The organism is Ruegeria sp. CK1 (assembly GCF_056536545.1).
Genome location: NZ_JBQFPX010000010.1, coordinates 61,606 through 74,618, shown reverse-complemented (window position 1 = coordinate 74,618; position 13,013 = coordinate 61,606). Strand labels below are relative to the sequence as shown.

General features: G+C 57.2%; 13 protein-coding genes. 6 read left to right on the top strand and 7 right to left on the bottom strand.

Annotated elements, in window-relative coordinates; all coding sequences use genetic code 11:
* The first annotated feature begins 207 nt into the window (after positions 1-207).
* The gene (locus tag ACR0L3_RS18390) at positions 208-1,197 is read left to right on the top strand and encodes a glutathione S-transferase family protein (RefSeq protein ID WP_480747225.1); all 990 of its coding nucleotides are present in this window, start codon (positions 208-210) and stop codon (positions 1,195-1,197) included.
* Here the strand turns inward: ACR0L3_RS18390 and ACR0L3_RS18385 are convergent.
* Entirely contained in the window at positions 1,179-1,541 is a 363-nt protein-coding gene (locus ACR0L3_RS18385) for a response regulator transcription factor (RefSeq protein ID WP_480747224.1), read from the bottom strand. The genes ACR0L3_RS18390 and ACR0L3_RS18385 overlap by 19 nt on opposite strands.
* 182 nt (positions 1,542-1,723) lie before the next feature.
* Between ACR0L3_RS18385 and ACR0L3_RS18380 the strand changes: the two genes are divergently transcribed.
* Genes ACR0L3_RS18380 through ACR0L3_RS18370 form a run of 3 tightly spaced genes read left to right on the top strand, consistent with a single transcriptional unit; the run spans position 1,724 to position 4,781 of the window.
* Positions 1,724-2,689: a threonine-phosphate decarboxylase gene (locus ACR0L3_RS18380; RefSeq protein WP_480747278.1), complete on the top strand. Its 966-nt coding sequence runs from the start codon at positions 1,724-1,726 to the stop codon at positions 2,687-2,689.
* Positions 2,686-3,606, top strand: coding sequence for an adenosylcobinamide-phosphate synthase CbiB (gene cbiB, locus ACR0L3_RS18375; RefSeq protein ID WP_480747223.1), 921 nt, complete (start codon positions 2,686-2,688; stop codon positions 3,604-3,606). The genes ACR0L3_RS18380 and cbiB overlap by 4 nt, the downstream gene beginning before the upstream one ends.
* An 11-nt stretch (positions 3,607-3,617) precedes the next feature.
* Positions 3,618-4,781 (top strand): lytic murein transglycosylase, encoded by a 1,164-nt coding sequence (locus ACR0L3_RS18370; protein ID WP_480747221.1) that lies wholly within the window; start codon positions 3,618-3,620, stop codon positions 4,779-4,781.
* A gap of 14 nt (positions 4,782-4,795) precedes the next feature.
* Here ACR0L3_RS18370 and ACR0L3_RS18365 read toward each other — a convergent pair whose 3' ends face one another.
* From ACR0L3_RS18365 to ACR0L3_RS18345, 5 genes are all read right to left on the bottom strand, one after another.
* Entirely contained in the window at positions 4,796-5,134 is a 339-nt protein-coding gene (locus tag ACR0L3_RS18365) for an acyl-CoA thioesterase (RefSeq protein ID WP_480747277.1), read from the bottom strand.
* Positions 5,135-5,323: 189 nt separating this feature from the next.
* A complete protein-coding gene (locus ACR0L3_RS18360; RefSeq protein WP_480747220.1) occupies positions 5,324-5,674 on the bottom strand; it encodes a hypothetical protein in 351 nt (116 codons plus the stop codon).
* A gap of 54 nt (positions 5,675-5,728) precedes the next feature.
* The gene (locus ACR0L3_RS18355; RefSeq protein ID WP_480747219.1) at positions 5,729-9,184 is read right to left on the bottom strand and encodes a chromosome segregation SMC family protein; all 3,456 of its coding nucleotides are present in this window, start codon (positions 9,182-9,184) and stop codon (positions 5,729-5,731) included.
* Between the two features lie 140 nt (positions 9,185-9,324).
* Positions 9,325-9,735 carry a hypothetical protein gene (locus ACR0L3_RS18350; protein ID WP_480747218.1) on the bottom strand — a complete coding sequence of 137 codons (411 nt, stop codon included), beginning with the start codon at positions 9,733-9,735 and terminating at the stop codon, positions 9,325-9,327.
* 45 nt (positions 9,736-9,780) lie between these two features.
* Positions 9,781-10,980, bottom strand: coding sequence for an aminotransferase-like domain-containing protein (locus ACR0L3_RS18345; protein WP_480747217.1), 1,200 nt, complete (start codon positions 10,978-10,980; stop codon positions 9,781-9,783).
* A gap of 150 nt (positions 10,981-11,130) precedes the next feature.
* Between ACR0L3_RS18345 and ACR0L3_RS18340 the strand changes: the two genes are divergently transcribed.
* Entirely contained in the window at positions 11,131-11,901 is a 771-nt protein-coding gene (locus tag ACR0L3_RS18340; protein WP_480747216.1) for an FCD domain-containing protein, read from the top strand.
* A complete protein-coding gene (locus ACR0L3_RS18335) occupies positions 11,901-12,389 on the top strand; it encodes a metal-dependent hydrolase (RefSeq protein WP_480747215.1) in 489 nt (162 codons plus the stop codon). Before ACR0L3_RS18340 ends, ACR0L3_RS18335 begins: the two co-directional genes overlap by 1 nt.
* A 62-nt stretch (positions 12,390-12,451) precedes the next feature.
* Here the strand turns inward: ACR0L3_RS18335 and ACR0L3_RS18330 are convergent, their stop codons facing one another.
* Entirely contained in the window at positions 12,452-13,012 is a 561-nt protein-coding gene (locus tag ACR0L3_RS18330) for a F0F1 ATP synthase subunit B (protein WP_480747214.1), read from the bottom strand.
* Between the last annotated feature and the right edge of the window lies 1 nt (position 13,013).

The window sequence follows — 13,013 nt, the reverse complement described above, 5'->3', positions numbered from 1 at the left end:
ATACCCCCAAGCAACGGATTCTATTGTGCGACGCCGACTGTAAAAATCCAGTGAAGACGATCACATAGAGCCGCGTGCCTTCCTTCTGTTGCACGGAAATCTCAACCCCTCCTGTGCGCAGACGCAGAGCCAATGCGCGGTGAGCCGTGTGTGAAGGTGGTGCGCAAGGTCCTATGTTTGCTGAAATCGCTAAGCGGAGGATACGCAATGGGCCTGTTGGTCGACGGCACTTGGCAAGACACTTGGTATGACACGAAATCCACTGGCGGGGCTTTCAAGCGCAGCGCCGCGCAGTTCCGCAATTGGTTGACTGCGGATGGTAGCGCAGGCCCAACTGGCAAGGGTGGCTTCAAGGCCGAATCTGACCGTTATCACCTGTATGTCAGCCACGCCTGCCCATGGGCGCACCGGACTTTGATCTTTCGCGAATTGAAGGGGCTGAGTGAACTGGTCTCGGTCTCTGTGGTCCACCCGGACATGTTGGACAAGGGATGGACGTTTGAGACGGATGATCACGGTGCCACTGGGGATGATCTTTATGGGCTGGACTACGCCCACCAGATTTACACCAAAGCTGACCCGACTTATTCCGGCAGAGTAACGGTGCCGATCCTGTGGGACAAAAAGCTGGAAACAATTGTCTCGAACGAAAGCTCGGAAATCATCCGCATGTTCAATTCGGCGTTCGACGGGATCACCGGCAACACCGATGACTACTGGCCCGAAGCGATGCGTGACCAGATCGAAGCGGTTAATGCGCGCATTTATTCAGACGTCAACAACGGCGTCTACAAATCGGGATTTGCCACCACGCAAGAGGCCTATGACGCTGCTGTACTGCCGCTGTTTGATACTCTGGACTGGCTGGAGGATCGTCTGGCGTCGAACCGCTATCTGATGGGTGATCGCGCGACTGAAGCCGATTGGCGGTTGTTCACCACTCTTATCCGCTTCGACCCTGTCTATCACTTGCACTTCAAATGCAACAAACAGAGATTGATAGACTACCCCAACCTTTGGGCCTACACGCGCGAGTTATATCAATGGCCCGGTGTTGCGCAGACGGTGAACATGAACCACATCGTGCGTCACTATCACTACAGTCACGACACCATTAATCCGAACCGGATCATCCCGGTGAACCCCGTCTTGAACTACATGGAAGCGCATGGCCGCGATCAACGGACCGCTGCGTAATGTTCCACCATCGCCGCCAGATCCTCTGGCGGCGTTTCGCTTTGCACAAAAGCACAGGCATTCGGGCTGTGCGCAAAGATCGACCCATCCGAGAAAAAAGTGGTGTTGGTTACAAAGATCACCCGCGCTTCTGGTCGGCGATAGCTGGCGAAATCGGCCACTGCCAGCGCACTCCCGGTCTCAAGCACCAGATCCAACACGATGATCTCAAACTCTTGGCTGTAAAGCGCAAGAATTGCGGCCTCCTGCCCAGCGACCAGCGTCACCTCAGCGCCGTGCCGTTCCAGATGCCTTTTCCAGACCCGACCCAGATCGGGGTTACTCTCAACAATCAAAACATTCATTTGCAACAACCTCGGCACTTGATAGAAAGCGTGGTGCCGACCCCCGCAGATTGTGATCACGTCAATTCCTTAACAAAGTGTTAACAAGACCAAGCCTCAGCTCGGATCACGCGGATTCGCTTGTGCAAATGGCAAAAATCCGCTTGAAACAAGCCGAAACAGGCAATTCCGACGAGATTCCTATGGCAAGCCCCAACGAGAACCTAAATCCCCGTGCCGCACGCGATCACGGCGGTGGGTTAGACGGTGCAATCGCCACCTATGGTGGGAGCCGAAGGGATTGGATTGATTTATCCACCGGCATTAACCCTCACCCCTATGAGGTTTCTGGATTGCTTCCTTCTGACTGGACAGAACTGCCCGATCATGGTGCGTTCGAACGCTTGACCGAAGCGGCACGACAATTTTGGTCGGTGCCCAAAGGCGCTGCAATCTTGCCCGCACCCGGAGCGTCGGCGGTGATAGCGCGTATTCCGGGGCTGGTTACCAAAGGTCGGGTTCAAATCACAACACCCACCTATAACGAACACGCTGCCGCCTTTAAGGCGCAGGGCTGGTCTATTCAGCCCGATGGCCCAGCCGAAGCCCGCGTCATAGTACATCCGAACAATCCCGACGGCCGTGTCTGGCAGGCAAGTGATGCCAACGCGACGTTGAACGTGATTGATGAGAGTTTCTGCGATGTTCGCCCGGATATATCATTGATCCACTTGGCCAACCGGACGGGCACCATCATTTTGAAGAGCTTTGGTAAGTTCTGGGGCCTGGCAGGTCTGCGCCTGGGTTTCGCAATCGGCGACCCTGAGCTGATCGCCCGACTCAACGATCTGACTGGGCCGTGGGCAGTTTCTGGTCCGGCACTGCGCGTTGGCGAAAAAGCGTTGCGAGATACAGGTTGGGCGAACGATACGCGCCGACGCTTGAGCATGGAAGCAGACCGATTAGACAACGTTCTGACCACCAAAGGTGCCAACCTTGTAGGCGGAACATCTCTGTTCCGGCTGTATGACGTCGATGATGCCGCCGTATGGCAAAACCGCCTAGCCCGTGCGCATATCTGGAGCCGGGTTTTCCCCTATTCACGCACCTATTTGCGTCTAGGTCTGCCGCCTGAAGATGGCTGGAGCAGGTTGGAGGCTGCTTTGTGAGCACCGCTTTTCTTCTGATCTGCGCCATGTGTCTGGATGCAGCGCTGGGTGAGCCTGACTGGCTGTGGTCGCGGATCCGTCACCCTGCTGTGATAATTGGTAACGTGATCGGTTGGCTCGACAAGCGCCTGAACCACGGGGCACAGCGACGGCTGAAAGGGGTCGCGGTTGTGGTGATGCTCGTGATCGGTGCGCTCACCCTTGGACGTCTGCTGGCTATTCTGGGTCCGGTGGCCGAGATCATCCTCTGCGCCATTTTGCTTGCGCAGAAGTCTCTGGTGTCGCATGTGCGCGACGTGGGCGACGGGTTGCGCATCTCACTTGCTGAGGGCCGCGCCAAGGTGGCAATGATCGTTTCACGAGACACACGCGATATGACCCAAGCTCAGGTCGCCCGATCTGCCATCGAAAGCGCCGCTGAGAACCTGAGCGACGGGGTTATCGCGCCCGCTTTTTGGTTTCTGATCGCCGGGCTGCCGGGGCTGTTGGTCTATAAGGCCATTAACACCGCGGACAGCATGATCGGTTACCGCACTGAAAAATACCGTGAGTTTGGCTGGGCCGCCGCGCGTCTGGACGATGTAATGAACCTAATCCCCGCGCGCCTGACCTGCGTTATGATCGTCGTTTTGTCCGGACAATGGGCGCATTGGCCCGAGATGGTCGCGGATGCGCGGCGTCATATATCTCCCAACGCCGGTTGGCCCGAAGCTGCCATGGCTCGGGCGCTGAACGTGGCACTGGCCGGACCGCGCAGCTATGACGGGCAAGTCCGCGATCTGGCCTGGGTGAACGTTGATGCGCCGCGCGAAATCGGCGCGCCGGAGGTTTTCCGCGCATGCGGCATGCTGTGGACCGTATGGGGGCTTGCACTTGGCCTGCTGTCAGTGTGGGTTGGGATCAGCTTTATAATCTGATGGACCCGCTCATGCGTTTTCTTCCCGGCCTTGTCGCCGCCGCCCTTTTCGCCTCGCCCGCTTTGGCCCAATGTGGCGGTGGCTTCAACTCATTCGTCAAAGGGTTGAAAGCAGATGCCGTGCAACAAGGGTTTGACAAGGCAACCGTCAACGCATTCTTCAAAGGCGTCCAACAAGATGGTGCAGTCCTAAGGGCCGACCGCGCACAGGGTGTTTTCCAAAAGCCCTTCATTGACTTTTCTCGCCACTTGATCTCGCAAAATCGGATCGAACGTGGGCAAGCCATGTCGCGCAAATACGACGCAGTGTTTGACCGGATCGAAGCGGAATATGGCGTTTCGCGCGGAGTTTTGCTGGCCTTCTGGGCATTCGAAACCGATTACGGTGCCTTTCAAGGTGACTTCAACACCCGAAACGCGTTGGTGACACTTGCGCACGATTGCCGTCGGCCCGAACTCTTCCGCCCACAAATCTTCGCAGCCATCGAATTGTACAGCCATGGTAATTTTGATCCTGCGCGCACCACAGGGGCCTGGGCCGGAGAAATCGGCATGGTACAAATGCTGCCCCGTGACATACTTGAAAACGGGGTCGACGGGGACGGTGACGGCAAAGTTTCATTGAAAACCTCGGCGCCGGATGCCCTGATGTCAGGGGCAAAGATGTTGTCGAGTCTGGGTTGGCAACCCGGCCAACCGTGGTTGCAAGAGGTGACTGTACCCGCACAAATGGATTGGTCATTATCCGGCCCCGGAAAACCGCGTCCAGTAGCCGACTGGCAGGCGATGGGCGTGCAGGCGCGCAACGGCTCTTTGGCCGACTTGCCTGCCTCGCTGATACTGCCCCAAGGGCACAACGGACCGGCCTTTTTGGCCTATCCGAATTTCGACGTTTACTTCGAATGGAACCAAAGTTTTGTCTATGTTCTAACTGCTGCCTATTTCGGTACACGGCTGGAGGGTGCGCAAATTTACAATGCTGGCAACCCCGCGCCCGGTCTGTCGGATGCCCAGATGAAGCAACTGCAAACCAAGCTTCAGGCGCGCGGCTATAACGTCGGTAAAATCGACGGGATCTTGGGGGCTGGAACGCGGGCCGCAGTTCAGGCCGAGCAAAGTCGTTTAGGACTGCCTGCAGATGCATGGCCGACGACTGAGCTTCTGAACCGCCTGTAACGATTCAGAAGGCCTTATGCGTCTTCAAAAACTGGTCGCGGTGCTCCATCTTCATTCAACGCAACAAAGATGAAATCCGCGTCCGTGACCTTGTGGCCGTTACCAGAATACCTCGGGCGAGCCCAAGCATCGACATGAATACGCATTGATGTGCGCCCTACCTCGCGCAAAGTCGCATATAGCGTTACTTCGTCACCAACTTTGACTGGACGTAGGAATTGCATGGCCTCGACGGCTACCGTGGCACCGCGCCCTTGAGAGACTCGCGCTGCCATGTTGCCTGCGGCCAAATCCATTTGTGACATAAGCCAGCCACCGAAAATATCGCCCGACGGGTTGGTATCTGCTGGCATGGCAATTGTACGAATGACCAGCGGACCTTCCTCTTGCTGGCGTCCATGCGCGCTGCGTTGCTTGGCGCGCGCCAGATTTTCTTCTTTTTCGTTACTCACGAGAGAACGGCTCCTGTTTTGCTTTGCAAAAATACTATCGGCAAAGCTAACAATCTCAAACTCTGAGCGTTAGAGACGTTGGTGTAGGCCTTAATCCGGCCGTACCGGGTAACGGTCGCCCTTTTCGTCGATCAGGATCAAACGTTCGCCACTTCGAACATACAAATCGCAACGACTGAACCCATTTCTGTACTGGATGCAAACACTACCGTCTTCGGCAATCGAATAGGTGCCGAATGCGGAATCTCCGCTTGCATATGTGTATGAATAGGCGCCACCAGCCGAGAACTTCGACTGACCATCGTCATAGAAAGTCAGCGTCCGACCAGCAAGCGCCTCTAATTCTGTGGGTGTCAGGGGCACGTCGCCTGGTTTCGTGGGCCATTCTGCGGCCCAAGCCGGGCAGGTTGCAAACAAGGTCAGGATCAGAAACCGGTTCATGCGGCTATCATAGGCCGCCGTGTTACATATAGCTCATAACGATACGGTGATGGGTCAGGCGACCATCTGTTCGGCCTTTTTCAGATCGACCGAAACCAACTGGCTGACGCCCTGTTCTTGCATCGTGACCCCAAACAAACGGTCCATTCGTGCCATGGTCACCGCATGGTGAGTGATGATTAGAAAGCGTGTGTCTGTCTGCCGACACATCTCGTCCAGCAGGTCGCAAAACCGAGTGACGTTGGCGTCGTCCAGGGGCGCGTCGACTTCGTCCAGCACACAAATCGGCGCGGGGTTGGCTAGGAAAACGCCAAAAATCAGCGCTGTGGCTGTCAGGGTCTGCTCTCCACCGGACAGCAGGCTGAGGGTCGAGAGCTTCTTGCCCGGTGGCTGGCACATGATTTCCAACCCTGCATCCAGCGGGTCGTCGCTTTCGACCATGACCAGATTGGCCTCACCGCCGCCAAACAGATGCTTGAACAGCATGGCGAAGTTCGAGTTCACTTGCTCGAACGCAGTCAACAGTCGCTCGCGACCTTCACGGTTGAGGCTGGCGATGCCGCTGCGCAATGCTTTGATCGCCTCTTCCAAGTCCGCCTTTTCACTGTTGAGCGTATCGAACTCTTCCTGAACCTCCTTCGCGTCCTCTTCGGCGCGAAGGTTCACCGCGCCCATCGCGTCACGCTGGCGCTTGTGCCGGTTGACTTCGGCCTCCAACGTATCAGCGGCGGGCATTTGATCGGGGTTCACATCCAATTGGTTCAGCAATTGGTTCGGCGTCAGTTGCTGATCCTCTGCAATACGTTCCGCCGCAGCAGACACGCTTTCCTTTGCCGCGTCACATCGCGCCTCAGCCGCAGCGCGGCCTTCGCGTGCTTCCGAGGCCAAGCGTTCCGCATCACGTTCGGCCAGAACCACTTCGCGCTGTTGCGTTTCCGCCGTAGCCAACTTGTCAGCCGCCTCGACTCGGCGGGCCTCAGCAGCTTCGATCAGCTCGTTCAGTTCCTCACGTGCCTCGGCGATTTCACCGGGGGCCGCCATGGCTTCCGACAACTCTTCTTCCGAGCTTTCCTTGCGCTCAGCCAGTTCCGAAATCCGCTTTTCCGCGCTGTCCAAACGGTGGCGCCACCCGCTCAGGTCTTTCGTCACTTCCTGCGAGCGACGTGTCCGAGCCTCGCCTTCACGCCGCAACTCGTCATGGGTCGAGCGGTGGGTCAGCATGGTGATCCGTGCGGCCTCGACGGTTTGCTTAATGTCCTCGACCTGCGCTCGGGCGCTGTCGAGGTTACCCAGACTTGCTAGCGCACCTTCGGCCTCACGCAGTTGCGCGCGGGCGGACATGGCATCCTCTTTATGGCGATCTACGGCCAGAGTAAGGGTTTCCAACTTGCCCTGTGCCAGATTACGATCAGCCTCGGCCCGGCTAAGTTGACGTGCTGTTTCGGCCATACGCTGGTCTGCTGCCCGGCGTGCTTCACGCGCACGGCGGTCCGCTTCTGTCACGTCAGCCAGTTGTTGCGACAACGCCTCATGCGCGGCACGAGCGCCATCGGCCTGCGCCTCGGCCCGAGTGAGTTCCTGTTTCAGGGCTTCCAGTTTGTTCAACTGCTCCAGACGCAGGGCCGCAGCACTTGGCGCATCCTCGGCCCAAGCACGGAACCCGTCCCAACGCCACAAATCACCAGAACGCGACACGAGCCGTTGACCCGGTTTCAGCGAGGCCTGCAACCGGGCTCCCTGATCGGCATCCACCAATCCAATTTGCGCAATCCGGCGGCTCAGACGGTCCGGACCGGAGACATGCAGCGCCAAAGGTTCTGCCTCTTCTGGCAAAGGCTGATCACTATCGTAGCCCACAACCTGCACCCAGCCTGAAGGGCCATCGCCTTCGACCAAAGGCGCGCGCAGATCATCTGCCAGTGCGGCACCCAATGCCTTTTCATAACCCGGCGCAACACGGAGCAGATCAAGAACCTGACCACCCTCGGCAGTATCGCGTTCAACCAACTTAGCCAGTGCAGAGGTTTCAGCCCGGATTGCCCCAAGCTCGCCCTCGGCCTCAGACCGTTGTGCCCGGGCCTCGGCCTCGCGCGCTTGCGTTTCATTGCGCAGCTCATCGGCGGCAGCCAAGGCTTCTTCGGCTGCTTCGGCTGCTTCGCGGGCTTCCTCCTCACCTTCTTGCGCGGTTTCAAACGCCTCGCTGGCTCTGGAAAGGGCAGACTTGGCTTCCTCAACCGCCGCGCGCGCCTTTTCCTCTTCGCCTTCGGACCGGGCCAGCGTCTTGCGGCTGTCCTCAACCAATCGCTGCGCCGACTGGTGCCGGGCAACCAACCGCGCCATATCTTCAGTTTCCTGCGATAGATGGTCTTCACGATCCTGCAGCACCGAAGCCGCCTCACGCGCAACTTCAGCGGCTTCAGCCACCTTATCGTCATGCCCCTCAGCTGCTTTGGTCAGCTCGCGCGCTTCCCATTCTAACCGCTCGATCATCTGGCCTGCGTCTCGGTTCAGGCCGGCCTCGCGTTCAATGTCGTTACCCAACTGCTGAATACGATTGGTCAGGGTTTCTATGGTTTGACGGGCGCGGGTTTCCTGATCCGAAAGCTGGTCGCGTTGCACCTGCTGGCGCTGCAGCACGGCGGCAGCAATAGCCTCCTCCTCGCGCAACGGAGGCAGTGTCTCTTCAATCTCAGCGCGCTTGGCGGCCGCCGCGCGGGCCTCAGCCTCGGCACGGGATGCTTCGGTGATCCTATCACGTAGCTTTTCTTCCGCCAGTTGGCGCGCCATGTCGGCTTCTTTCCAACGGCGATACAGCAACATTCCTTCGGCCTGCCGCAGCAGTTCGCCAATCTCGCGATAGCGTGCGGCCTGACGGGCCTGACGGGCGAGTTGCGCCAATTGCGTGCCCAATTGCTCCAAAACGTCATCTACACGCGTCAGGTTTGCTTCGGTGCCTTTGAGTTTCAGCTCAGCCTCATGTCGACGTTGGTACAGACCCGAGATTCCGGCGGCCTCTTCCAAAATACGACGACGGGCACGCGGTTTGGCGTTAATCAACTCAGCAATTCGGTTCTGCCCCACCAGAGCAGGCGAGTGCGCACCCGTAGAGGCATCCGCAAACAACATCTGCACGTCGCGCGCCCGCACATCCTTACCATTGGTCTTGTATGCGCTGCCGACATCGCGGGTGATGCGGCGTACGATCTCTAATTGATCGCTGTCGTTAAAACTCGAAGGAGCCAGCCGTTCCGAATTGTCCATCGTCAGAACAACTTCGGCAAAGTTTCGCGCCGGGCGCGTGGCTGCGCCTGCAAAAATCACGTCCTCCATCGCGCCGCCGCGCATGGATTTGGGGCGGTTTTCCCCCATCACCCAGCGCAAAGCTTCCAAAAGGTTGGATTTACCGCAGCCATTCGGCCCCACCACACCGGTCAACCCATCCGCGATGATCAGATCGGTTGGATCAACAAAGCTTTTAAAGCCAGTGAGTTTGAGTTTGCTGAAGCGCAAAAGCGACGGGTCCCATGATTCCTACTTAGTTGAAGTCTGCGCAACGGATTGGGGTCGAGTCAACGGAGTTGCGCAGGATATGGGACATCAACCCGACTTATCCACAATATCTTGCCGAAATGCGCAGGAAAACGCGTATATCAGTAAGGCGTACATTCAAACACCTGATAACCGTAGCTACCGCCTACATCCTCGTAGATTCCATAATCCACGCATTCATAATTCGGGATTGAAATTGCAGTCAGCAACAAACGTTCCCCTGCGTCGCGGTCACAGCCTAACACCCCGACAGTCACCGCAGCATCCCCAAGCACGTCCAGAATGGGGCAGCCCGAAACCTGTGCCATGGCCAAACCCGCGCGATCACGGATTGGGCCAAGTCGAGGCGCGTATTGCATATTAACGCGAACAGCCTCAGCCAGTTCTCCGCGCACGCGCACGTCAAATACGCTGCCGTTAACCGCCACTCGGGTCGCGGGCAAGTCGCGAAAATAGGTTGTACCAGCCGAACAGGCAGCTAGCGCCAAGAAGAGAACCAGATACCGGATCATTCTGCCAGTTTTGTCGTAACATAGTTAACAGAACCTTTCCTCAATTCAGGCGCGTAGAACCTCACCTAATCTACGAATACCCTCGCGGATCGTTGCCTCATCCGAATTGGAAAAACTCAACCTGATGGTGTTGGTCCCGGTTTCATCTGGGAAAAATGCGCCTCCGGGCACAAAGGCGACTTCGACAGTCTCCAGCGCGCGGGCCAACAGGTCCGCCCCATCCATGCCTTTTGGCAAAGTCACCCAGACAAACATGCCGCCCTCGGGCTTTGTCCAATCCACACCAGTTGGCATATTTTCCTGCAACGCCTCCAGCATGGCATCGCGGCGGGCACCATAGACCCGACGCAGCATGGGGATATGGGTGTCGAAGCAAGCCCGCGCCACCTCGTTGATGGCCATCTGATTAATCGTCGCAGAGTGCAGATCGGCCGCTTGCTTCATAAGCACCAACTGCGAGATCACCGGCTTGGCGGCCACGACCCAACCCACTCGGAGCCCCGGAGACAGGGTCTTTGAGAAGCTTCCGCAATAGATCGTCCGGCACTGCTCGATCGATCCCTTTCGGGCAAGTTCCAGCGCCAGAACCGGCGGGATCGGCTCTCCATCATAACGCAGCGCCTGACAGGCCCCGTCTTCGATCACCGCGATGTTCAATTCATCGGCCAGATCCAGCAATGCTTCCCGCCCTTGTAGGTCCACGGTTTCTCCGGTCGGATTGGCGAAATCTGGTGAGAGGTAGGCGAATTTCACGGCCCCTTCTCTTGCTGCATCAGCATACTCTGCAGCCCTGCGATTGCCGTGGACACTAAGACGGTCGAAACGTGGTTCGTAAGCGTTGAACGCCGCCAATGCCCCCAGGTAGGTCGGCCAACCCACCAACGCGGTGTCACCCGGCGATAGGTAGAGCTTGCCCAGATAGTCCAGTGCCTGTTGCGAACCCGATGTGATCAGGATGTTATCCAAAGCACAATCAATACCGATCTGGCGCATGTGATTAACCAACCACTCACGCAGGGGCACATAACCTTCGCTCACTGAATACTGCAGCGCCTGCGCCCCACTGTCCGACGCCAAAGCAGATTGGAACGCGGTGGCAAAACCTTCCGCTGGAAAAAGGGCTGGATCCGGAATGCCGCCTGCAAAGGAAATTATGCCCGGCTGATCCAGCAGCTTTAGCAGCTCGCGTATCTCAGACGCTTTCATCCGCGACGCTCGCGTAGCAAACAGGTCTTTTGTCGACATGAGTCTCCTCCACACTCGTGCTCGGAAGCCTAGGCACAGCCCTTTTAATGTCAATAGTTATGACCTAATGTTGCAAAACTGAGAGTGTCGTATTCTTGAACCCCCAAGAAATACGTGGTCATATGATTTGACCAATTTTGGAAATCCCTTATGCCCTTTCAAAAAATTCAAACTGAAAAGCTATCCATCGCAGTTGTAAGGCAAATCGAATTACTCATCCTGCGCGGCATCCTGCGTCCGGGCGAACGGCTTCCGGCAGAGCGTGAACTTTCCGAACGTCTGGGTGTGTCCCGTCCCTCTCTTCGCGAGGCGATCTCAGAGCTTCAGAACCAGGGTTTGCTAACCGCTAAGGCCGGGTCGGGCATCTACGTAGCTGAGGTGCTGGGTTCGGCTTTTTCTCCGGCATTGGTACAGCTTTTCAGCAGCCACGAAGAGGCGGTGTTCGACTTGCTGTCCTTTCGCAGGGACATGGAAGGATTGGCCGCGGAACGCGCAGCCCGGCTGGGATCAGAGAGTGATCTGAAGGTCGTGCAGGCAATCTTTGAAAAGATGGAAGCCGCTCATACCCGAAATGCCTCGGAAGACGAGGCCAATCTGGACGCGCAATTCCATATGGCCATAATTGAAGCCAGCCATAACGTCATAATGCTGCACATGATGCGGTCCATGTACGATCTGCTGCAACAAGGTGTGTTTTACAATCGCCAGATGATGTTCCAACAACGTACAACGCGCGGCGCCATTTTGGACCAACACCGCGCCATCAACACCGCCTTGCAAGACCGCGATCCGAAAGGCGCACGACTGGCCGTTGAACAGCACCTGAACTTTGTCGAACGCTGCATGGCCGATCAAGAGAAAGCCACCCGCAACGAGAAAATCGCGCAGCAGCGGTTACAGCATGAGACCAGGTCAGCCTGATGTTCATCGGTCATTTGCCCGGTGCCTATCTGATCTTTCGGGCGGCAACTCCGAAACTCGGCAAGCTGGCCTTTACCGCTGCTATGGTGGGGGCGGTAGCGCCAGACGTGGATATTCTGTGGTTCTACCTCGTTGATGATCGCGGGCACCACCATCACACCTATCTGACCCACCGTCCGATCATTTGGGCCAGTTTTTTACTTTGCGGTGCGTTACTAAGGTTCTGGCGACCACGTGTCGGCACAGCACTGACTTTCTTCGGGGCGGGTGGACTGGTTCACATGGTGCTGGATTCGATTACCGGTCAAGTGGCGTGGCTGTGGCCATTCTCTGACGCAACCTATCCTTTGGTCATCGTACAGGCGACGCATTCGCACTGGATACTATCCTTTCTCAACCATTGGACCTTCAAGGTTGAGATTGTGATCGTGCTGGTCGCCATTATCGTTTGGTTGATCAGCTGGCGTAAATCCACGAAAGCCAGCTGATATAACGAAAAAACCCGAGAACCTGAGGCTCTCGGGTTTTTTCAAACCATATGCTCGGTATGTCAGTGCAACTTTTCATCGACATCCGCAATTGCAGCGTCGATCAGCTTGTTCGCCTGAGTGGCCGTCATCTGCTTGGCCAGAACCGCGTTTGCCGCTGAAACGGCGACGGTGATGGCCTGATCGCGGACTTCTTTCACAGCCGAAGCTTCAGCCGACGCGATCTGATCCTGCGCAGCGGCCAGACGGCGCGCGATGGATTTCTCCAGATCGGCTTTGGCTTGCTCGGCGGCCAGAGCGGCATCATCCTTTGCAGCGGCCACGATGGCATCTGCCTGAGTCTGTACTTCGCGCTGCTTACGCTCGTACGAGGCCAGCAGGCTGCGGGCTTCTTCGTGCAGAGCACGAGCTTCGTCCAGCTCAGCCTTGATGCCTTCGGCACGGTTGTCCAGCGCGCCACCGATCATGCCGGGGACCTTGAAGTAGAACAGGACTGCGATGAAGACTATGAAGCCCAGAAGGACGACAAAGTCTGTGTTGCCAAGTGAGAAGAACGGGCCGCTTGCAGCCAGCGCAGGGCTGGCGACACCAACGGTCAGGATAAGGGCAAGAGTATTCCGCATG